Source organism: Caenimonas sp. SL110 (assembly GCF_001044395.1).
Classification (GTDB): domain Bacteria; phylum Pseudomonadota; class Gammaproteobacteria; order Burkholderiales; family Burkholderiaceae_C; genus Ramlibacter.
Genome location: NZ_JANU01000008.1, coordinates 1 through 20,435, shown reverse-complemented (window position 1 = coordinate 20,435; position 20,435 = coordinate 1). Strand labels below are relative to the sequence as shown.

The 20,435-nt window shown below is 62.2% G+C and carries 19 protein-coding genes; 4 read left to right on the top strand and 15 right to left on the bottom strand.

Features of this window, described 5'->3' with window-relative positions:
* Positions 1–27: 27 nt before the first annotated feature.
* On the top strand, positions 28–2,754 hold the full coding sequence (locus tag AQ12_RS05760) for a hypothetical protein (protein ID WP_152682687.1): 2,727 nt from the start codon (positions 28–30) through the stop codon (positions 2,752–2,754).
* Positions 2,755–2,950: 196 nt separating this feature from the next.
* Here AQ12_RS05760 and AQ12_RS05755 read toward each other — a convergent pair whose 3' ends face one another.
* From AQ12_RS05755 to AQ12_RS05715, 9 genes are all read right to left on the bottom strand, one after another.
* The gene (locus AQ12_RS05755; protein WP_255352446.1) at positions 2,951–3,226 is read right to left on the bottom strand and encodes a HigA family addiction module antitoxin; all 276 of its coding nucleotides are present in this window, start codon (positions 3,224–3,226) and stop codon (positions 2,951–2,953) included.
* A 20-nt stretch (positions 3,227–3,246) separates the two neighbouring features.
* Positions 3,247–4,533, bottom strand: coding sequence for a PQQ-binding-like beta-propeller repeat protein (locus AQ12_RS05750; protein WP_161798982.1), 1,287 nt, complete (start codon positions 4,531–4,533; stop codon positions 3,247–3,249).
* Between the two features lie 53 nt (positions 4,534–4,586).
* The gene (locus AQ12_RS05745; protein WP_053076563.1) at positions 4,587–5,474 is read right to left on the bottom strand and encodes a TauD/TfdA family dioxygenase; all 888 of its coding nucleotides are present in this window, start codon (positions 5,472–5,474) and stop codon (positions 4,587–4,589) included.
* Positions 5,471–6,553, bottom strand: a complete 1,083-nt coding sequence (locus tag AQ12_RS05740) for a sulfotransferase (protein ID WP_053076562.1) — start codon at positions 6,551–6,553, stop codon at positions 5,471–5,473. The genes AQ12_RS05745 and AQ12_RS05740 overlap by 4 nt, the downstream gene beginning before the upstream one ends.
* The gene (locus AQ12_RS05735) at positions 6,553–8,715 is read right to left on the bottom strand and encodes a sulfotransferase (protein WP_082151420.1); all 2,163 of its coding nucleotides are present in this window, start codon (positions 8,713–8,715) and stop codon (positions 6,553–6,555) included. Before AQ12_RS05735 ends, AQ12_RS05740 begins: the two co-directional genes overlap by 1 nt.
* A 122-nt stretch (positions 8,716–8,837) precedes the next feature.
* Positions 8,838–9,137, bottom strand: a complete 300-nt coding sequence (locus tag AQ12_RS05730; RefSeq protein ID WP_048438923.1) for a hypothetical protein — start codon at positions 9,135–9,137, stop codon at positions 8,838–8,840.
* Positions 9,138–9,568: 431 nt separating this feature from the next.
* Positions 9,569–10,387: a crotonase/enoyl-CoA hydratase family protein gene (locus tag AQ12_RS05725; protein WP_048438922.1), complete on the bottom strand. Its 819-nt coding sequence runs from the start codon at positions 10,385–10,387 to the stop codon at positions 9,569–9,571.
* Positions 10,384–11,667 carry a metallopeptidase TldD-related protein gene (locus tag AQ12_RS05720; protein WP_048438921.1) on the bottom strand — a complete coding sequence of 428 codons (1,284 nt, stop codon included), beginning with the start codon at positions 11,665–11,667 and terminating at the stop codon, positions 10,384–10,386. The genes AQ12_RS05725 and AQ12_RS05720 overlap by 4 nt, the downstream gene beginning before the upstream one ends.
* Positions 11,667–13,007: a TldD/PmbA family protein gene (locus AQ12_RS05715; RefSeq protein WP_048438920.1), complete on the bottom strand. Its 1,341-nt coding sequence runs from the start codon at positions 13,005–13,007 to the stop codon at positions 11,667–11,669. Before AQ12_RS05715 ends, AQ12_RS05720 begins: the two co-directional genes overlap by 1 nt.
* 343 nt (positions 13,008–13,350) lie before the next feature.
* On the opposite strand from AQ12_RS05715, the gene AQ12_RS05710 reads away from it, so the two are divergent.
* A complete protein-coding gene (locus tag AQ12_RS05710; protein WP_048438919.1) occupies positions 13,351–14,058 on the top strand; it encodes a hemerythrin domain-containing protein in 708 nt (235 codons plus the stop codon).
* 10 nt (positions 14,059–14,068) lie between these two features.
* On the opposite strand, the gene AQ12_RS05705 is transcribed toward AQ12_RS05710, so the two are convergent.
* From AQ12_RS05705 to AQ12_RS05680, 6 genes are all read right to left on the bottom strand, one after another.
* Positions 14,069–14,617 (bottom strand): PIN domain-containing protein, encoded by a 549-nt coding sequence (locus tag AQ12_RS05705; protein ID WP_238587661.1) that lies wholly within the window; start codon positions 14,615–14,617, stop codon positions 14,069–14,071.
* 26 nt (positions 14,618–14,643) lie between these two features.
* Entirely contained in the window at positions 14,644–15,105 is a 462-nt protein-coding gene (locus AQ12_RS05700; RefSeq protein WP_048438917.1) for a helix-turn-helix domain-containing protein, read from the bottom strand.
* A gap of 40 nt (positions 15,106–15,145) precedes the next feature.
* On the bottom strand, positions 15,146–16,486 hold the full coding sequence (locus AQ12_RS05695; protein ID WP_048438916.1) for a GAF domain-containing protein: 1,341 nt from the start codon (positions 16,484–16,486) through the stop codon (positions 15,146–15,148).
* Positions 16,483–16,986 carry a pyridoxamine 5'-phosphate oxidase family protein gene (locus tag AQ12_RS05690; protein WP_048438915.1) on the bottom strand — a complete coding sequence of 168 codons (504 nt, stop codon included), beginning with the start codon at positions 16,984–16,986 and terminating at the stop codon, positions 16,483–16,485. The genes AQ12_RS05695 and AQ12_RS05690 overlap by 4 nt, the downstream gene beginning before the upstream one ends.
* A gap of 5 nt (positions 16,987–16,991) precedes the next feature.
* On the bottom strand, positions 16,992–17,789 hold the full coding sequence (locus AQ12_RS05685) for an ABC transporter permease (protein WP_048438914.1): 798 nt from the start codon (positions 17,787–17,789) through the stop codon (positions 16,992–16,994).
* Positions 17,790–18,003: 214 nt separating this feature from the next.
* Entirely contained in the window at positions 18,004–18,927 is a 924-nt protein-coding gene (locus AQ12_RS05680) for an ATP-binding cassette domain-containing protein (protein ID WP_048438913.1), read from the bottom strand.
* 97 nt (positions 18,928–19,024) lie between these two features.
* Here AQ12_RS05680 and asd point away from each other — a divergent pair, with 97 nt between their 5' ends.
* Positions 19,025–19,879: an archaetidylserine decarboxylase gene (gene asd, locus AQ12_RS05675; RefSeq protein WP_048438912.1), complete on the top strand. Its 855-nt coding sequence runs from the start codon at positions 19,025–19,027 to the stop codon at positions 19,877–19,879.
* A gap of 84 nt (positions 19,880–19,963) precedes the next feature.
* Complete coding sequence (locus AQ12_RS05670; RefSeq protein ID WP_152682686.1) at positions 19,964–20,299, top strand: hypothetical protein; 336 nt, start codon at positions 19,964–19,966, stop codon at positions 20,297–20,299.
* Positions 20,300–20,435 lie beyond the last annotated feature (136 nt).

Below are 20,435 nucleotides of genomic sequence, written 5' to 3'. Positions count from 1 at the left end.
AACCTACTGCAAGAACGATCTTTAACCATGCAATCAACTTCCAGCGCCCGGCTGTCGCCGACCTCTTCCCAAGGAAAGGCCGCGGCCTTCAACACCGTGGCTGCACGGCCGAACGCCAACCCAAACGCAGGCGTGCGCCAGCAACTCTTTATCAATGACGTCAATCAGGCAATTGGCGACGACGTGAAGCTGAAGGAGCGTTTTCCTGCTCGCGGCTTGCAGCACGAAGAATTGACGGCCTTGCGTCGCGAACGGGACCGCCTGGCACCGATGTGTACCGATGAAGCACGCGCTCTTGAGCTGGCTGCGCATCTGAGCGAACCCGTCAGGCGCGTACTTACGAATGCGTTGCGTGAAGTAGGTGTCACGGTGATCGATCACCAGGCCCCACCGACGCCACCCGTTTCCATTCATGTTCCCGCAGCAGAAATGAAGCTGCCACCATCAAAAGAAGCAAATGCCGTGGCCGTACCGGAAGTGTCAGCCGCAGGCGATGCGGCTGACAAGCCCGCGCAGCTATTCAGCGCCCTGGAGCAGGGGCGCGCGGCGGACGTCGCTGCCTTGATGAATGGCTTGAAGAAGGCCTGTCCCAACCCCCAGGACTTCGCTTGCGCCGCTACGGCCAGAAACGCCAACGGCACACCCGGCTTGTATTTCGCGTTGCAGCACGGTCGCACCGCCGCAGTAGCAGCGTTCATGGACGCGCTGGCGGACCAGGGCCTGAGCCCCCAGCAGTTGCACCGGCTCCTTGCTGCCAGGAACTCCGACGGTGATCCGGGCCTGTACTTTGCGATGCAGGACGGACAGACGGAGACGGTGGTTGCATACATCAGCCGCTTGAAAGGCCTGGGCCTGCGCCCGCACCAGATCGCCGAACTCGTGACCCCCAAAAGCTCCGACGGCGACTCGGGCCTGTTCTTTGCGCTGCAAGACGGCTATCCAGACACGGTGGCCGCATTCATGAACATCGTGAAGGACCTGGGCCTCAACGCGGCACAGATTGCCCATGCTGTTTCAGCCCTTGACTCGGATGGCGTGTCGGGGCTGCACTTTGCGTTGGCCCAGGGACAGAGCGAATCGGTGGGTGCGTACCTGAGCGGACTCCAGCACCTGGGCCTGAGCCAACAACAGATCACAGAGCTGGTTGCGGTCAAGGACCCTGAGCACGAACATGGCGTGCAACTGGCGCTGAAGAACGGGCACACCGCTGCGGTGGCGGCCTTCACGAGGGGTCTTGGCGGGCTTGGGTTGGACTCCGGGACGATCGCCGAACTCACAGGGGCCCAAGTGCCAGTGAAGAGTTTCGCATCGACCCATGAGGCGAAGCAGGGGCCAGCAAAGCACATCACGCAGCCACAGATCGACGGCAGCAGGACCGGTGAGGGCTCGGATCTAAAGGCCGATCTTTACGCCGCGCTTGTTGATGGCAACGCGACTGCGGTGAGTGCAGTCATGAACCGCTTACTGAGTGCCGGGCTAGGCACGCATCGGATCGCCGAAATCGTCGCTGCCAAGGATGCTGACGGGACTCCGGGCTTGTACATGGCGCTGCAGGACGGGCACGCCGCTGCGGTGACGGCGTTCATGGACGGCCTTAAGCGTAGCGGCCTCAGCCGGCAGCAGACCGTCGAGATTGTCTCCGCCAAGGATCGTCAAGGGAGTCCCGGCCTCTACTACGCACTGTATTTCGGGCACAAAGCAGCAGTGACGGCTTTCATAAGCGGCTTGATAGGGGCGGACCTCAACCCGGACCAGATCGCCGAAATCGTAGCCGCCAAGAGTCGGGATGGAACGCGCGGCTTTTGCGTTTTGCTTTGCAATGGGCACGCAGCTACCGTGACTGCTTACATGGACGGCGTGAAGGGCGCAGGCCTGCGCCCGCAAAAGATCGCCGAACTTTTTGATGCGAAGGGTTCTGACCGGACCCCGGGCTTGAACTTTGCACTCGACCAGGGACACGCAGCCACAGTGACGGCATTCATGAGCGGCTTGGCCGGAGCGGGTCTTCGCTCGAGACGGATTGCTGAGATCGTCGCTGCCAAGAACTCGAATGGGGACTCCGGCCTGCATCTGGCACTGGAGAAAGGGCACACGGATGCAGCGACTGCGTTCACGAACGGTTTGGAGAATCTTGGGTTCAGTGAACACGAAATCGTGGAAATCGTCGTCGCAGGGACGCCAGTGAACACGAAGCAACGGATCGACGACAGCGTGGCGGTCAGCGTCTCCGACTGGGGGCGCACCCTCAGGGGTGCGCTGAAAAGAGGCGACAGTGCTGCGGTGAGTGCGGTGATGAATAGCGTGAAGAGTGGCGGCCTCAATCCGCAGGAGATTTTCGACATAGTTACCGCCAAGGGTTCTGGCGGGTACCCCGGCATGTACTCAGCACTGCGGCGTGGGCACGCCGCCACGGTAAAAGCGTTGATGAATGGACTGGGCGGAGCAGGCCTGAGCCCGCAACAGGTCACCGAAATTGTCGCCGCGAGAAAGTCCGACGGTAATTCCGGCTTGTACTATGCGCTGTACGGCGGGCACGTGGCGACAGTGACCGCATTCATGGAAGGCCTGAGCGGAGCAGGCCTGAGCCCGCAACAGATCGCCGAAATCGTGCCAAAGACCTTGGCACATCGCGAGGCCGCCACCGTTGCGGAGAAGGCGGCGCAAGCCGATGCTTTGAAAGCTTTTATTGATGGCTTGGCGGGCCTTTCAGTGAATGTGAAGTTTAGGAACGCTCCATCGCTAGCACTCACATGAGGCGGAGCATGTAGTGCCGTCAGCAGCATGCTTCCGGTTGGTTCAGCAGGCGAATTTGAGAAATCAGGTAACGCCGTTGCCCGCACAGATGCGTTCGGAGAACTGCTGATTGCCGTGGCAGCCTTGCCGTGCACGATGTCGCCTGATCCGATGCATCCTCGCTGCGGGCGTTACGTGCTTTTCAAGCAGCCAGCAATTAGCAACGCGGGATGCGAGCCAGGGTCTCGCCCATCGCCGCGCGCGCGATGGCGGTGTCGTAGTTAGCCTGGCCGCGAATCCACCAGCCGTCGCTCAATCCAAAGTAACGGCACAGCCGCAAGTCAGTGTCGGCGGTGATGGCGCGCTTGCCCGCGACGATGTCGCCAATGCGCTGCGCGGGCACTCCAATGTCGTTGGCCAAGCGGTACTTCGTCAAGCCCAGCGGCTTCAGGAATTCCTTATCCAGCATCTCTCCCGGAGAGACGGGGGCCACAGTTCTTCGTCGGGCTGGCGTCAGGACAATGCGCCGCCCGGCCTGACCCGATATTTCGCCAACCCAAAAAACTCAGGATCTCGCGCCTCATACAAAAACGGCTTGCTCGGCACGAGCACGCTTCCATCCGGCCACATCGAAAGGGTGCACACACTCTCATGCGCCAACGCTGTGCGCGAAACGATCTGCCCGGTCAATCGATCGAGCGATAGCAGGGCATGCGCAGCGGGCACAAATCCACGGTCCGCTGACGCCTGCCCCAAAGCAGCCACGCAATAAATGAACTGCCGGTTCACGCACAACACCGAGTTGATCTGCACATCAGCGCCGGTCTGCTTCTTCAACTCCGACGTCCACAAAACTTCACCTGTCGCCGACAAACAGACGACATCCGATTTGATCGAAATATAGAGTCGGCCATCGGGAGTCGGGTTCGGCGATGCAGACGAGGTTCCGGGCAAGGGTGTTGACCACAACACCCGCCCGTCGTCCGTGGCGTGCGAGGTGATGCATCCGCCCTGATCCGCGCAAAAGACCTGGCTCAGGTCGAAAGACAGCGCCGGGCTGGTGTCGCATCCGGGTCCCATCGACACCTTGAATGCACGCTCCAGATTCAGCAGGTCGATGCCGTACAGGATGCCGCTGTCGGCTGTTTCGCCAGCTGCCGCGATGAAGATGCGGCCGCTGTGCGGATGCAGTGCAGGCACATTCTTTGCCGCCACGCCGATCCCCAGAAAACGCCGTATGCCCGTGTCCACGTAAGACGCATCGACCCCGCGTTGCTGCAGTCGCGCCCGCATGCCCTCGCCCGCGCGGCCGCGCATGTGCGAGTGCCACACGCCTTGCGCCATCGGCACGCTTTCAAGACGAAGTGCATGGAGCTGTGTGCCTTGCCCGGCATCGAACACCGCCAGGCAACCATCGATACCCAGCACAACGATCTGTCCCTGCGGCGCAATCATCACGCCCGCCGTCTCATGCGCAAACGGAACCTGCCACAGCAACTCGCCGCTCACCGCCCAATGGAAAAGATGCGCGCCATCTGCGACGACCACACTGCCGGCTTGCGTCACGGCGGGAGATGTCAGGCTGGCCCGCACCCGTGTTCCGGTGTGCCAGAGCACGTGCCCGTCCTCGTTCAAACACCACAGGCATCCCGCATCCTCTGTGGGTGCATTCAGGGTGGAAACAAAGATGTGTCCGGTTGCGTTGTAGCAAGCCACTGTTGCCGCTGGAATGTTCTTGAGCGCGCGCCACTGCAAGTCGACGTGCGGACCCGCCCCGCAATCAAGGTAATCTGAATTCAATACATCACCGTGGCGGTTGGCCCACATGGCAGTTCTCTCAAGCATTTGATTGGTCACGCTTCAGCGGGTTGCAGCTGTTTGCAATTCGACATGCGAACCAGCACTTTTCTGTTGAGGTCCTTGATCTCGCGGCGTCCGTGCATCAGGCGCCGGTTGTCCACGAGCACCACATCGCCTGCCTGCCAGGGGATCGCCACTTGCAGCGCTCTGGAAACGTCCATCAGTTCCTGGAACACCGCGTCGGAGATGGGTTCATCGGGTGCCAGGCGCACGCGGTTGTTTTGAAGCTGCCACAGGCGTTCTTGCGTCAGGATGGGCAGCACGTTGTTGATGAACATCGCACGGCCGCTGGCGTCATGAACGACTGCCGAGGTTTCGTAACGTGTCTGCAGCTGTCCTGCTGCATCGATGTGGCATTGCAGGCCGTTGCGGTCGCACACGGCGCGAACCTCGTTCTGGTCGCTGGTCTGATAAATCAGGGGCCACTGCTGCGGGCTGTAGCTGCGGATGTAGGCGATGCGGCGTTTCAGGAACAGATGCTGCGTCTGGCTGGACAGCCGGGCGAAGAACTCGGCGCCGTCGCACAGGGTGGTCTCACCACCGAGCGCAGGGGCGACCGCGCAGTAGAACCACAGCAGTTCCGGCTTGTGTCGCCGGTAGTACATCTCGCCGTGAAACGGCACCGCAAAGCTCTGGCCTTCGCCGGTCACTGACAGCAGCGTGGGATTCTTGTTGATCGCCTTGCGCTCGAACGCACCGCCCTGGTAGTCCATGAAGCCATCGCCCAGGGTTTCCGAAAACTCGCAAAAGCTCTCAGGAGAAAACCCAAAGCCCCGAAAAAGCAAAGCTTTTTTGTGGAGCAGTTGCTCTTGCAAGGTGGCGGGGTCGAGGGTGCTGGTTTCAGGTGTGACCAACGCACCAAAGGTTTCAGGAAAAATCATGTCTTGTAGTCCCACATGTCGATCGTCCGGTGCCAGTGCTGATAGATCAGGTCGGTGAGCGCCGTGTCCATCTGGTACTGGTTCTGCTCGTACGAGCCCAGGGTTTGCAGGTAGGCCTTGATGGGGGCTTGGGCCGTGCCGAAGCTTTCAATCTGAAGCTGGCTGTAGATCTTTTCGATGGTGGCCAGCGGCGCGCGGCGCAGTTCATCAAAAGACACTTCAACGTACTGATGGTCCGGCAGGTCTTTGCGCTGCTCAAGGTGCGCATCCATCATGTCCACGTAATAGCGCAGGGTGCGCGCGTGCCATTCGTCGCGCGTGATCGGCTGCAGCGCCTTCTTGAGCACAGCCTTGTTGAACTGCGCCATGCGTGAGACGAACACCTCATAAGGGTTGCGATGGATATGAACAAACTTCGCACCGGGAAACATCGCCTTCAACACCGAAATGCGGCTGGTGTTGGGCGGGTTCTTCAATAGCAATGGCTTGCCCTGCTGCGCGAACGACAGTTTGCGCAGCAGGTAGTCATAGGCATTTTTCCAGCCGGTCAATTCGTGGTCTGCGATGCCCTTGAACAGCACATAGCGGTCAAAGTAGTCATCCATCTTCTTGGGGAAGTAGTAGCCGTGCCAGAAGCTGCCGGGTGCCAGTACCGCGAGCGCCACTTCTTCTTCGGAAGGCGACTTTGCGGCCAACGCGACGTTGTCCATGTAGCGCTTAGTCTGCACAAAGCGCCCTGCGTAGGCATCGCCTCGCGTCAGAAACGAATAGGGATAGATCGACTGGATGACATTGAGATAGCCGAACGCCGGGTCCTGGCACAGGATGTTTTCCAGGTGCGTGGTTCCGCTGCGCCAATGGCCCACGATGAAGATGGGCGGCTGCGCGATCGGGTGCGCCCCGATTTGCGCTCCGTATTGCCGGGCTTCACTGGCTGCTTCGAAAGAGTTGCGGATGCTCTTGGCCGTGAGCCAGGCAAACTTTTTTGCGTCGTGAATCCGCAGTCCGTTCTGGGCCAGGATGGACCACCACTGCGCGAAGGTGACGCCCGCAAATGGATGGTAGATGGGGTCGCGCATCAGTGCATTCCTTCCAGGGCAAGCGCCCAGTGTTCAAGCAGGTCGTGTGCTTCGGTCCGCGCCACGGCGGGCTGCAGGAAGCGCACGATGATTTCGGCGCGCGTCTGGTGGTCGCGCACGATGAAGTCGATCTGGTAGTCATCGGTCATCGCGCCCGACTGGTGCAGGTCGATCTGCGTATCGTGCAGGTCGCCATCGGGGACCGGAAAGTAGTTCAGGCGCAGCCGCACGCGCTGGTTGAGCGAGGGCAACTGGTCATCCAGATACAGCCAGTCGTAGGCCAGCGACAACGCCGTCCAGTCTTTCATCTCGCGTTTCATGCGGCGGCTGTGCTCGGCAACGCTCGCCTGTGCAGCGCAGGCCACCGGCACATCGCCAGCCAGCCAGGCCACCAGACCCGTGTAGTCGTGCTGGTTGTCGATTCGCCTGCGATGAACGCGATGGGCAATGACAGCGCAATCCTGCGGGTAGATCGCGCGATAGGCCTGCTCCAGTGCCAGGGCGCACTCATGAAAGCGATAGCGCTTGTCGCCGGGGTAGGCGACGTGGCGTGTGATGACGCAGCGCTCGCTTGTTTCGTGTACCGGCAAGGGCGAACATGGCGCGATCAGGTTTTCGAGTGCGGCCCTGGCCTGCGCCAGTGGATAGTTCTTGCGCAGGCGCTGCATGTCGGTGGTGTAGTCCATCGGCGATTGCGCAGGCAAGGCAGCTTCAGACCACAGCGCCTCGTGGAAAGCCAGCAGCGCCTTGCCGTCGGCCAGCAAGTGATGAAACACATAGGCGATGCGATAGTCGCTGTCGCCAAATTGGCCGATCAGCACGCGAAACAGCGGGGCCTGGTCAAGGCGCATGCCTTGCTCCAGCGCGCTCACGCGTTCGGCGAAAGCCTGTTGACCGGCCGCGCCTGACTCGAAGGTTTCGTGAAGCAGCGGCAGCGCAAAGCTGCGCAAGGGCACGCACTTTTGCGACCAGCGTCCTTCGTGCTGCACCAGGCAATGACGCAGGCCGGGAAAGGCCTGCAATAGCGCCGGCAGGCGCGTGCGCAGCTTCTCTACAAGCCCGGCTTCGCCCTGCCGCGTGGTTGTCATGACCAGGCAGAAGTGCGCGGCCGCGCCATTCGATTTAAGGAACACCGCTTGAGCAGGCGTCAGTGGCATGCGTGAGGCAGCGCGCGAAAGGTCATAGCCCATGTCCGATGCCACCTTGACCGTCTCGGCCGAGTAGGTCTCATCCAGCCAGGCGTCCGCCCGCTCTTGCCATTTCATGGCACGCCCGGTGGTGACTTCCTGGTGCAGGTAGAACTTGGGATCGACCACTGTTTCTTGCGGCAGTGTTCCCGCGTAGGGTGAAAGCATTGCGCTTTCAAAATCGATCTTCAGCAGGCGGCAGATTTTTTCCAGCTCTGCCCGGGGCGCGTGCACCAGGTTTTCATAGGTCAGAGTCACCTGACGGTCGGCTGGAATGGTCTGCAGAAATTCCAGGGCCGTCCGGTTGGCATTGGCATAAGTTGCCTGCGCAATTTCAAGAGATGTCTTGCAGCGATTTTCTGGCGAGGGGTGATAGGGAATCACCCAGTCCGAAAGGCCGGGCTGCGCCTGTTTGCGGATCCGCTCATAGTTCAGGCGCAGGATGCGCATCAGGCGGTCGAACCCGTTGTTGATGAATGAGTCGAATACGTCGAAGGGATGGCGCGTCAGGAAGATGTAGAGCGGCTTTGACCCGGACACGGTTTCCGCTCTTTGCAGGATGCGCGGATTGCCCAGGTACGACGGCGACTTGTCGACGAGGTAGCGGCCTTCCAGTTGTGCTTGCAGCCACTGGTAGATCTGCGGCACCGGGGTTTTATTCGCGTGAAACGATGCGACGATCTGCGCTGCCGTCGCCTCGCCAACCAGCCTGACTGCGGCTTCTTCCAATCCACGGCCGAGCACCGTGCCGTTGAGCTGTTTTTGTGCATCCCCCAGGTGATCGAATGGCAGCAGATGCAGCTCCGCCGGTGCAAAGATTCGGGAATGCGAATCGAGCATCGACTTGAGCAAAGTCGAGCCCGATCGGACAGAACTCAGGATGAAGACAAGGGGCGGGGTTTGCTGGACTGGCGGCGCTTTGGAGGTCCGGAGGGACGGCGCCAACACATCGGAAGGGTCACAGGTCGAATGCATTGGTATGGGCTATGAAGCCAAAAGTATGCAGAGACTACCTGAGTACTCATATCAATTCAATGATGAGTAAGAAAAACGACACAAAAGTGTCGTTTTTGAAGTCTGGGCGTTTAGTGGGGCGACTAGCGAAGCAGGCCCTGCACCTCCAGCTCGGTGCGATGCACAAGGTCGATCCGAAGAAACGGGGTCTTGTCTTCGGGCATGCCCGCCACGCTGCACATCAACCGCAAATGGGCCATCCGCGATGCGCACAAACCCCGTTCTACCAGCGCGTCCTGCAGCTTCAAGCGCTCGTCCAGCGCCAGTGCCGCGCAGGAGTTGGCGTCCAGGGACTCGCGGGCTTGCCTGAGCTGGCAGGAAGCCCTGTCGTAGCGCTTCTGAATCGCGTCCGCCTCGGCAAGCAAGAGGTCTTCGCGACTCATCTTGCGACAGATCCGGGTGGCGCGATTGCAACCGGCTTGCACTGCGGCGACCAGGCAAGACCGGCGACTGGCGGTACGCGCCGCGTGCTGGCGTGCCTCGTACTCGATAGAACTGGCGCGGTCTCCGAAAATCCCGAGCAGAAGCGGCTCTATTTCTTGCTGAGGGCGAACATGGAAGGTCAGGTGATCAGCTTCGGCTGCGTCGCTGGGCGAGGACGTGGGATGCGCAGATGGGCTGGACGAATTCGAAGCGGGGTTGGTGGGCGATACGAAACGGGGAACACTGGCTGAACGGGCGGAGGTCATGAGGGGCGCTTTCTTGGGTGTGGATGGCAACTGGCAATTCAGTAACTGCACCAACCCGTGGGTTCCGCCCGCACCTTCAAACCCCTTGCAACCAGACCTTTGCGGGGCCGCCACCCGCTAGCGCCTCACCTGCCCTCGAACCGCGCCGCCCTGCGCTCCACAAAAGAACGCACGCCTTCTTTTGCATCCTCGCTATTGGCAAGCCGCGCCTGCACATCGATGAACTCTTCCATCGCCGCGAGCGGCCCTTGCTCCACCGCTTTGAGCGCATTGAGCCGCGTCGCAACCACAGCCAGCGGTGCCTGGTCGGCGATCGCCTGCGCGATGCGAAGGGCCTCATCGAGCTCTTGCCCGGCAGCAACGACCTTCTGCACGAAGTTCAGCCGCAGTGCCTCTGCACTCCCGAACTCATCGCCTGTCAGCAGGTGCAGCAGTGCATTGCCCAACCCGGCGCGCTCGGCCATGCGCAGCGTCGCGCCGCCGGTTGCCATGATCCCGCGCTTGACCTCCAGCTGCGAGAAGCGGCAATCATCGGCAGCGATCACGATGTCAGCCGCCAGCATCAGCTCGATGCCCAGCGTGTAGGTGATGCCCTTGACCGCCACCACCATCGGCTTGGTGCGACGCCGGTAACCCGGTGTGCCCAGGTCGGTGGGCTCGACCAGGCCCAGTGGAATGGCCTTCTCGCCGCGTTGCATCAGCGGTGCGATGGTCGGCAGGTCCAGTCCCGCCGTGAAGTGTTTGCCAAATGCGTGCAGCACACCGACGCGCAGCTGCGCATCGTCGTCGAGCAGCGTGTAGGCCTGGCCAAGCTCGCGGAACATGCGCGGCGTGAAGCCGTTGTACTTGGCAGGGCGGTTGATGCCGATCAGCAGGAGCGGGCCGCGCCGCTCCACGGTGATCGTGCCTTCGGCGGGCACGTCGGTGGTGGTGGGCGCGTTCACGAGAAATGCAGGTTGTTGATGCGAAGCCACGGCAGGCTGAGCGAGCCGCTGTCGATGACCTCTTGGCTGACGGCAACGATGTCCTTGAGCATCTGCGCCATGTTGCCCGCGATCATGACTTCGGAAAGCGCCGTGCCCAGCTCACCGCCTTCGATGAGAAAGCTGTTCTTGATGACGCCCGAGAAGTTGCCGTTGGCTGCGGGCGAACCCATGGAAAGCCGACCGACGAGCGCGCCACGCTTCACCCCACCGACCATCTCGGCCAATGGCGTCGCACCGCTTTCCACTACCCAGCCGCCACCGGCCACGGGCACGTGTTTCAGGCCGGTCTTGCGGCTGCCGTAGAGCGTAGGCGTGAGCGCGAGCAATCGCCCCTTGTCCACCAGCGTGACGGCCGGCGTGACGAAGCCGTCACCCGACATCGCGGCCACGCCGGGTGAGTCGAAGCGGCTGCGCACGGTGAGCAGAGGCGAGGCGATGATCTGTCCGACGCTATCGCGATAGAGCGAACTGCCCGAGATGAGTTGCGTGTCCGACAGTTGCCCTTGCAGCCATGAGAGTAGCGATGCCACGGCATTGGGCGTGAGCACCACGTCGCCCACAAACTTGCCGCCTGCCGGTTGCGTGTGGATCTGCCGCTCGGTGTCGCGCAGCATCTGTCCCATGCCGAACTGATCTTGCGCGGGCGCGCTGCCCAGGTCGTTGGTGTCGCCGCCGGTGTAGTTGAACGAGCTCGATTGATTGCCGTCGCGCGCCGTGCCGAACGCACCCAGCGAATAGCAACCCACGCTGCCGGACAAATCGCTGCCGCCGGTGGTGAGCGTGTGCCAGCGCCTGAGCGTGTGCTTGGCATCGCCTTCGTCGATCATCATCTTGGGCGTCTCGGTGGCCCTGAAGGCGAGCAGCTCGGCCATCTTGCCTGCCATCAGGTCGCGGTCTGCTTCCTGCGGTCCCTGCACGATGCGTGCGCGCTGATTGCTGGAGACGGCGTTGGCATCGTCCTGCGGCGCAGACTTCGCATCGGCATAGAGGCCCGCGATGCGTTCACGCATCGCATCGGCACTGAGGTCGGCCATCTCGGTGCTCGCAACGCGGCCTTCGACGATGCCCATCAGGCTGAGCTTGTGCGACTCGGCGCTGCGAAGCAGGCTCGGCTCGTTGTGCGCGACGTTCAATTCGTCAAGCTGCGTGTGGGCCGCCGTGACTTGCGCATGCTCGAAGCCCGCGCTGCGCATCAGCTCCAGCGCGGTCTGGGCTGCGTTCTTGAGTGTGGCTTCCATCATTCGCCTCCCAGGTGTGCGCGGGCGCGAAGGGCGGGGCCGCCCATCGACACGACCATCGGTTGCTTCTTGCCGCAGTAGCCGCTGCAGTTCCAGCTGAGGTCATCCGACACGGCATCGACGCTTTGCAGCACCTTGATGGCCGAGCCCGAGAGCGTGGTGTCTTTCACTGCGGGGCCGACCTTGCCGTTTTTGATTTCGTAGGCGAGCGTGATGCCGAACATGAACTCGGTGGTCGAGTCGGCCTGGCCGTTGGCGGTCTTCATGAGCAGGTAGCCGTCTTCGACGCCCGCGATCATGTCTTCGAACTTCGACTGCCCCGGCACGATGACGGTGTTGCGCATGCGAATGAGCGGCTCGTCCGACGGCGAGTACGCGCGTGCGCTGCCGGTCGTGGGTTTGCCCATGCGTGCTGCTGTTTCGCGGCTGTTCATGAACTCGGTGAGGATGCCGTTGTGGATCAGGACCGCATCGCGCGACGGTGTGCCCTCGTCGTCGGCATAGACGGGGATCATCACCTCTTGGCCGTTGAAGGTGTGCGCCACGTCGATCATGGTGACGAGGTCGCTGGCCACACGCTGGCCAACCAGGTTGGCGGTGACTGCGCCGCCGAGCACGAGGTCGGCTTCGCACGGATGGCCCATTGCTTCGTGCGCGAGCATGCCCGCGAGCTCGGGTGCCATCACGACGGTCTGCGCGCCGCCGCGCGCGGGCACGGCGTTGCACTTGGCCTGCACGTGTTCATTGAGCTTGTCCAGGATAGGTGTGATCGTGGCAGGTGACAGGTCAAGGTCGGCCAGGCTGCCCTTGCAGCTGAATACCTCCATCAGCTCCACCGGTGCGCCGTCGGCACCTTCTGCGGTGAAGATGACATAGCAAAGCGCGCGCTGGATGCTGCTCATCACATCGCTGCCGGTGCTGGTGGTCAGGCGCTTGGTGTGATGCTCGTCGCCCATCAGGACGCGTGTGGATTTCAGTGCTGGATAGCGGGCCTTACAGAACGCGGTGATCTCCGACATCTTCTGCACGCATTCGTTCTGGCCGATGGCGGGGCGTCCGTTGAAAACGTGTTCGCCTTGGTAGCTGCCGCCGGGCATGGGCTGTGCCTCGCGCACACCGAACCGGCCCATCGCCTGTGCGTTTTGCCGGGCCTGCGCGGTGATGCGCGCAATGCCCGCAGGACTGGTGTCGTTGGTGGATGCAAAGCCCCAATAGCCGCTGTCATAAACCCGCGCGCTGGCGCCGGCTTCGACGGTCTGGGAGTTGGTGGTGAGGTTGCCGTCCACCATAAGGATGCGGCGCTTGCGCAGCTCGTGGCGGCGCGTTTCAAGGTAGGTCATGCCTGGCTCCGATCAAATCAATTTACCCGGCCGGATGGCGGCCGGGGCATCAGCTTACAGCAGGGCGTTTGAGCGTGTCCGCAGTCCCTCTCGGGCTGTCATGCCGGACTCGATCCGGCATCCACCGCGAAGCGGAAGCTGCGCTTGATCAAAGATGGATTGCGGATCAGGTCCGCAATGACAGCCAAAAAGCCAGCGCGATGGCCATCAGGTCGCCATTTAAGATTTCTTTAGCAATTGCTTAAGCAATTCTTAGCGGCGCGTTTCGATCCGGATTTCTAGACTTGCGTTCATGGTTTGCAGGGCATGGTGCGCTGCGCCAGAAGAACGAAAGAAACTTGCAATGAACATCGATCAGAAAGAGCTGCAACACGTCGCCGCAGCGCAGGCTCCGCGCCTGGATATGTACTCCGGCATCCACAAGGCACTGCGCGCGCTGATGGCCGACACGCTGCTGGCTGTAGGGCGCATGGATGCCCATGACGAACTTGAACTCGCGCAGACCACGCAGCGCGTGCTGGAGTTGATGGATTTCTGTCGTGCGCACCTCAAGCACGAAAACGATTTCGTGCACACGGCAATCGAGGCACGCGCACCCGGCGCGTCGGCGCAGGTCGGCCACGAGCACCAGGACCACGAACGCCACATCGGCCAGCTGGCAGACGCCTGCACCGCCTTGCTGAATGCGCCCCAGGAGCTTCGTGCAGCGGGCGCGCAGAACCTGTATCGCAATCTGGCGCTCTTCATCGCCGATAACTTCCAGCACATGCACGTCGAAGAGACCGCGCACAACGCCGTGCTGTGGGCACGCTACACCGACGCCGAACTGGCGCAAGTACACGGCGCACTCGTGGCATCCATCCCGCCGCAAGAGATGATGGGCGTGCTGCGCTGGATGGTGCCGTTCATGAATCCCGCCGAGCGCGTGGGCATGCTCGCCGACATGCGCGCGAATGCACCGGCTCCCGCGTTTGGCGCGGCGCTGGATGTGATCCGGCCGCACCTGACCGAGGGGGAATGGGCGAAGCTGGTGAATGGGCTGGGGCGCTGACTGATGCGACTTAAATCAGCGTGACCACGTCGCGCAAGTGGGCGGCGGTTTGAGGCAGGCCCCTCTTTTCGAGCAGATCGACAAGCGCCACTGCGGTGACTTGCGGTCTGCCCCAGCGCTCACGCATCGCCTTGATCGCCGAGAGCGCTACCGCCCCACGCAACATGATCTGATTCAGGACGAATTCATCCGGAGTCTGTAGTTCGATTCCAAATGCATCGACGACTTCGTTCGGAAAGTCTTTCTCGTTCCAGGTCACGATCGCGTCTGCATGTCCGGCGATTGCAGCCGCAAGTACATGCCTGTCGTCCGGATCAGGAAGCGTCAGCCCCTCGATGAGGTGCTCGTAGCCGGTGACGAGGCAGTCGGGAATTGCTTCTTCCATTGCAGAGGCGGCCATTCGAATTTTCTCTGTCATCGTCGGCCTGTCCCTCAATAGCGAACGGGTCCATTCGTCCCTGATGTGTGGCGTCCACTTGGCGCTGTAGAGATCTGCATGCGCAAGGCTTAGCAAGAGATCTCGCAGCAGGGCCGGGTACAACACGTTGGCATCGAGCACTGCCGTATATCGCGCACTTCCCGCCATCAGAGTTCTTCACCCATCTCGCTGGAAATCCTGCTCAACTTTTCGAGTGCTTCTTCTGAGCGCTTTTTCTGGTCTTGCTGGTAGCGCATGAGCTCTTCGAACTCGATCCGGCGGTGCCGATTGACCAGCCTGCACTTGATGCGGCCAGCCTGTATTTCCTTGATGACGAAGGGGCGTGAGACGTTCAGGAGCGCTGCAGCTTCTTGCGTCGTCAGTTCCAGCTTTTGCGGCACCAGCAGCATGGGTTCGCGCTTGGCCATTTGCCGCAGGACTTCGGCAAGAAATCTGAGCGCGCGCGGTGGCAGCGTGAGCACCGGTGCTTCGCTGACGCCGTCAAGTTCGATGGTGACCTTGATCTGCTTGGCGTTCGAGTGGTCCAGGGCGGCGACGAGGCAGGCTCGTGCTGCACCGGCCATTTCGGCTTCAGCTTCGCTGGCAGGGTCCAGGACTTGTTGGTTCATCGTCGAAATATACGAAACTATCGAAATATTCGCAACGACTTCATCCATCCTTCAGCACTATCGCCCTGTGCACCAACAGCCCAAACCGCCCCCGCCCCGTCTTCTCAACCCTGATACCGCTCCCGAACTCGGCCAGCCGTTTGCGAAGTAGCACCAGCCGCGCTTCGAGGTTGTCGCTGACATCCGGCAGGCCGATGGAAGCGTCCAGGCGCAGTTCGCGGTTGGAGAACTCGGTGCGGCCGGTCTGCGTGTAGTCGCGCAGCAGCTTCCACAAGATCGCGCCGGCCACGCCTTTGATCAGGTAGATGTCGTCGATGAAGATGCTGTCGTTGCTGGCGAAGTGGCGCACTTGCAAAGCTGCGCCGGGCGTGTGTGATTGCGAGGCTGGTGCGGGCGCACTGGCCTCGGACGTTTCGGTGGTCACCTGCAGCAGGTCGATGGCCGCGCCGAGATGCCCGGCAATCGCGACCAGCATGTCTTCGTCCTGGTAGTCGAACTGCAGGTCGAGCGGGCTTTCAACGAACAGCACACCCAGCAGCCGTCCCGCAGACAACACCGGCACCGCCAGCTGGCTGTGCGGTTGCGCGAGTCCGGGGTATGGAATCTCGGTTGCAGCATCGAGGTCGGGCACGTTCGACTCCAGGCTGCTGCGCATCGCCTGGCTGTAGATGGCCGCGTTGGTCATGTGCATGATCCGCACCGGTGTCTGTTCGCGCGCGGCCACGCCGATCACGCCCTGGCCCACGCCGATTTCCGATCCGATACCCGACGTGGGATAGCCCGCACTCGCGACGGTGTACAGGCGCTGCGTGAGGCTGTCGAGCATCAGCACCATCGCGTGCTGCACGCCGGCGCCATCGGCCAGCGTGCCCAGCACGGCGTTGAGTGCGTCGTCCATCGATGCGCAACGCGAGAGTTTTTCGCTGCACCTGCGAACAGCCTGCAACAGGCCCGAGCGCGGCGGCGGCGCCGGCAGCGGGTCGCCCTCCACGGCCTCGACCTGCTCGACCAGGTAGATATCGGAGCCGAGCAGCCTGAACACGCCGTCCATGCCCGAGTGCGAAGCGATGCCCGCCAGTTGCGCTTTCATGCCTTCGTAGAGCGGCCCCTGGCTTTCGGTGCGAAGGTAGCGAATGTGCAGCCGATAGAACGAGGCCGTGCGCGGATGCGTCACCAGCACCGTCGCACGCGGATTGGCCAGTATGTTCTGGCGCGTCTTGTTGAAGAACTGGAACGACAGCGCCACATGCCGCTCGTCCACGTAGTAGACCTGCGAGATGTAGGCGACGTTGGGCGTGCCATCGGCAGAGCAGGTCGCCATCACCGCGGGGATCGCGCCTTCCAGGCAGGGCCGGATGTCGAACAGCTGGGTCGACGTCATGCGCGGCCCTCATCCAGGGATGCGCCCGCCTTGGGGCCGGGCGTCTGGTCAAACGCCTGTTCGGGCGCGAAGCTGATCGCAACCAGGTCTTCGAGCCGGTGCGCGAGCATTGCGCGGGTCATGTGCGGGCCGTAACCCACACGCGCGATCTCGATTTCCATCGAGGCCAGATAGCGTGCAAGCGCGGGCTCGTCGGTGGCGGCAGCGTTGCGCACTCTGGCCTTCGTGGCCTTGACCTGCACCGTGCGGTGCGTCGCGGGTTCGCTGAACACCACGGCGATGTGACCATTGGCCGAGACATCCTGCACCAGCTGCGCCGATTGCCTGCGCGAGACAAAGATGGTGATGCGCAGCGATCCGGGTTTTGCCTCGTCTTCGACCAGGCTGCCCACCGCCCGCATGATCGATGGCCGCGAGGACGCATCGCACGACGCGGCAATCACCGAGATGCCGCGCGCCATCAGCGCCACGACGTCTGCGGGAATCTGCGGCGCTGCCATGATGCTCAGCTGCGAAAGCGCTTGCGCGTCAGGGCCAGCGCGATCCAGAACGCGACCACGGTGTACACCAGCAGCACGAGCGCATGCCGCACCGGATGCGCCGGCCATTGGTCCATGAACATCGGCCGCACGAGTTCCACCGCGTTGGTCAGCGGCAGCCAGTCCGAGATGATTCGCACCACCTCTGGCAATTGCTCACGGGGAAAGAAGATGCCCGACAGGAACATCATCGGTGTGAGGAACAGCGTGAAGTAGTAGGTGAAAAAGTCGTAGCCCTTGGCCAGCGCGTTGAAGATGAGCGCGATGCATGCAAAGGTGATCCCGGCTGCGCCGAGCACCGGCCAGGCAGCGAGCAGTTTGGGGCTGTGGGTGATGCCGAGCGCCAGCATCACGACGAGGATCGCCGTCACGGTAAACAGGGACTTGAACGCGGCCCACAGCATCTCGGCCATGACGACGTTGTCCAGGCTGATGGGCGCGTTCATGATGCCGTCCCAGGTCTTTTGCACATGCATGCGCGAGAAAGCGGAGTAGAGCGCCTCGAAGGAAGCGGCGTTCATCGCGCTCATGCAGATCGAGCCGCTGGCCAGGAACAGGATGTAGGGCACGGGGGTGTCACCTACTTTCACCGTTCCGACCAGCGCGCCCATGCCGTAGCCGAAAGCAACGAGCCACATCAGCGGCTCTGCGATGTTGCCGACCAGGCTGGGGATCGCGAGCTTTTTCCAGACGAGGAGGTTGCGCAAGAAAACGGGCCACCAACGCATGGAGAGGTCGGGGGCGCGCCAGATGGACGGGTTCATGCGAAAGCCCTGTCATGCCGCGCGCGAACGGGCGTGCACTGCGAAGCGGCAGCGCCGCTCGAAGTCATGGATTGCGGGTCAAGCCCGCAATGACAGCCCCGGTACCTGTCATGCCGGACTCGATCCGGCATCCACCGCGCAGCGGCGACGGCGCGTGATCTGTCGCACTCTGGATTGCGGATCGAGTCCGCAATGACAGCCGGGGTCAATGAGTTCATCCTTCCTCCCTGATCTGCCGGCCGGTGAGCTTGAGGAACAGGTCCTCCAGGTTGGCCGGGCGGTGCAATGTGCGCAAGCGCGGATACGCCGAAAGCGCCTCCAGCAGTGCCCTTGCGTCCTGCGTGTAGAAAAACACCGTCTCGCCACTGACCTCGACCCGCGCAGCGAGCGACTTCAAAGGCGAATTCACCAGGTCGAGCGCGCCGATGCCGTAGGCTTCGACAACATCCGGCTCCAGGTGCTCGGCGATCAGATCGCGCGGCTTTCCCTCGGCGATCTTCTTGCCATGGTCCAGCACGAGCAGCCGCGTGCACAGCCGCTCGGCCTCATCCATGAAATGCGTGGTGAGCAGGATCGACTTGCCCTGCTGCAAGAGCACTTGAAGCCGCTCCCACATGAGGTGCCGCGCCTGCGGATCGAGCCCGGTGGTCGGCTCGTCGAGCAGGAGCAGCTTGGGGTCGTTTACCAGCGCGCGCGCCAGGCTGAGTCGCCTGCGCATGCCGCCTGACAGTTCGCCCGGTTTGGCATCGGCCTTGTGCGACAGCGCAGCGAACTCCAGCAGGCGCGGGATGCGTTCACGGATCTGCGCGTCTTTCATGCCGAAGTAGCGGCCATAGACGAGCAGGTTCTCTGCGCAGGAAAAATCGGGGTCCAGCGTGTCGAACTGGGTGACAACGCCCAGGTGCGCCTTGATTTTCAGGGCATCCTGCGGCATCGAAAAGCCCAGCGCGCTCACCGTGCCTTCATCGGGCACCGTGTGGCCCAGCGACATGCGGATCGTCGTGGTCTTGCCTGCACCGTTGGGGCCGATCACCCCCAGGCATTCGCCAGGCGCGATGCCGAACGACAGGTCATCGACCACGGTTGTGCTGCCGTAGCGCTTGCTGAGGTTGCGGGCTTCAAAAAGGAGTTCGCTCATGGGCTCAAGGGACTGGCCAAACGGGCCCGCCATTGTGTCAGAGGGCCTAAACTCCTGCCTGTCCTCTTCATCTGCGCTGATCGCGCGTCCGCCTCCCATGTCCACGCGCCTGTCCGTCACGCCCCAGTACCTGCTGCCCAAGCGATTGCTCACCCAGTTTGCGGGGCTGGTTGCCGGCATGCAAGGCGGTGCGCTGACGCACTGGATCATTCGCAACTTCATCGCGAAGTACAAGGTGAACATGCAGGAGGCGGCCGACCCGCGGCCTGAGAGCTACAAGAGCTTCAACGAGTTTTTCACGCGGCCCCTGCGGGACGGCGCGCGGCCGATCGCCGATGCGCCGCTGGTGTGTCCGGTGGATGCGGCGATCAGCCAGTTCGGCCCCATCGAGCACGACCAGATTTTCCAGGCCAAGGGCCACAGCTATTCGACGCGCGCGCTGGTCGGCGGCGACCAGGCGCTTGCCCATCAGTTCGACCACGGTCATTTCGCCACGCTGTACCTCGCGCCCAAGGACTACCACCGCATCCACATGCCCTGCGAAGGACGCCTGAAGCGCATGATTTATGTGCCCGGCGACCTGTTCTCGGTGAACCCGCTCACGGCGCGCCATGTGCCCAGCCTGTTTGCGCGCAACGAGCGGGTGGTGTGCGTGTTCGACACGGCTTTCGGGCCCTTCATCAATGTGCTGGTGGGCGCCACGATCGTGGGCAGCGTTGAGACGGTCTGGCACGGGCAGGTGAATCCGCCGCGCACGCGCGACATCCGCGACTGGCGCTATGACGACCAGAACATTGTTCTTGCCAAAGGTGCGGAGATGGGGCGCTTTCTGTTGGGGTCGACGGTGGTGATGCTGTTCCCGAAGAACGTCGTGACCTTTCAAAAGGACTGGGCGCCCACGCGGCCGGTGCGGCTGGGCGAGGCGATGGGGACGGTGCTGTCGCCAGCCTGAGGGGCTGTCACCCCCTGGCCGAGTGCTTCCCATCGGGCATGTTTCTCGCTATAAAACGGGTTCACCTCGCGAGGAACTCCCGACATGCATTACCGCTGCCCCCAGTGCACCACGATGCTCAATGTGCCCAAGCTTTTTTTCAGCGACATTTCGTCGTGCGCGCGCTGCGGACAGAAAGTGTCGCTGGGTGACTTCCTCGCGTTTTTTGTCGCGGCGGTTGCGATGCTGGTGATGGCGCTCAGCACGCTGTACATGCTCACCGAAGGCACTGGTGACCCGGTGGTGGCAGGTGGTTATGCGGTGTCGGCCGGCATGGTCAGCGGAATCGTCGTGCTGGTTTTGTTGGGACGCGCCGTTGCGTTCAAGAGCATCGCGCATCGCAAGCAACAGAGTCAGACGGCGAAGCTGGATTTGCACTGATTGCCGGGCAGGACGGTGGTTGAACACACGCCGTCATGCCGGACTTGATCCGGCATCCACCGCGAAGCGGCTACGGCCGTTGAATACATGGATTGCGGATCAAGCGAAGTAATCGGCCCCCTGCCGCAAATCGCGC

Bases quoted from the DNA above. Each gene is read 5' to 3' on its own strand.
- AQ12_RS05685 (WP_048438914.1), bottom strand. From the start codon at position 17,789: ATGAACCCGTCCATCTGGCGCGCCCCCGACCTCTCCATGCGTTGGTGG.
- AQ12_RS05715 (WP_048438920.1), bottom strand. From the start codon at position 13,007: ATGACCTACCTTGAAACGCGCCGCCACGAGCTGCGCAAGCGCCGCATC.
- AQ12_RS05730 (WP_048438923.1), bottom strand. From the start codon at position 9,137: ATGAGTCGCGAAGACCTCTTGCTTGCCGAGGCGGACGCGATTCAGAAG.
- AQ12_RS05695 (WP_048438916.1), bottom strand. From the start codon at position 16,486: ATGACGTCGACCCAGCTGTTCGACATCCGGCCCTGCCTGGAAGGCGCG.
- AQ12_RS05720 (WP_048438921.1), bottom strand. From the start codon at position 11,667: ATGGAAGCCACACTCAAGAACGCAGCCCAGACCGCGCTGGAGCTGATG.
- AQ12_RS05680 (WP_048438913.1), bottom strand. From the start codon at position 18,927: ATGAGCGAACTCCTTTTTGAAGCCCGCAACCTCAGCAAGCGCTACGGC.
- AQ12_RS05700 (WP_048438917.1), bottom strand. From the start codon at position 15,105: ATGAACCAACAAGTCCTGGACCCTGCCAGCGAAGCTGAAGCCGAAATG.
- AQ12_RS05690 (WP_048438915.1), bottom strand. From the start codon at position 16,986: ATGGCAGCGCCGCAGATTCCCGCAGACGTCGTGGCGCTGATGGCGCGC.
- AQ12_RS05760 (WP_152682687.1), top strand. From the start codon at position 28: ATGCAATCAACTTCCAGCGCCCGGCTGTCGCCGACCTCTTCCCAAGGA.
- AQ12_RS05740 (WP_053076562.1), bottom strand. From the start codon at position 6,553: ATGCGCGACCCCATCTACCATCCATTTGCGGGCGTCACCTTCGCGCAG.
- AQ12_RS05670 (WP_152682686.1), top strand. From the start codon at position 19,964: ATGCATTACCGCTGCCCCCAGTGCACCACGATGCTCAATGTGCCCAAG.
- AQ12_RS05745 (WP_053076563.1), bottom strand. From the start codon at position 5,474: ATGATTTTTCCTGAAACCTTTGGTGCGTTGGTCACACCTGAAACCAGC.
- AQ12_RS05735 (WP_082151420.1), bottom strand. From the start codon at position 8,715: ATGCATTCGACCTGTGACCCTTCCGATGTGTTGGCGCCGTCCCTCCGG.
- asd (WP_048438912.1), top strand. From the start codon at position 19,025: ATGTCCACGCGCCTGTCCGTCACGCCCCAGTACCTGCTGCCCAAGCGA.
- AQ12_RS05710 (WP_048438919.1), top strand. From the start codon at position 13,351: ATGAACATCGATCAGAAAGAGCTGCAACACGTCGCCGCAGCGCAGGCT.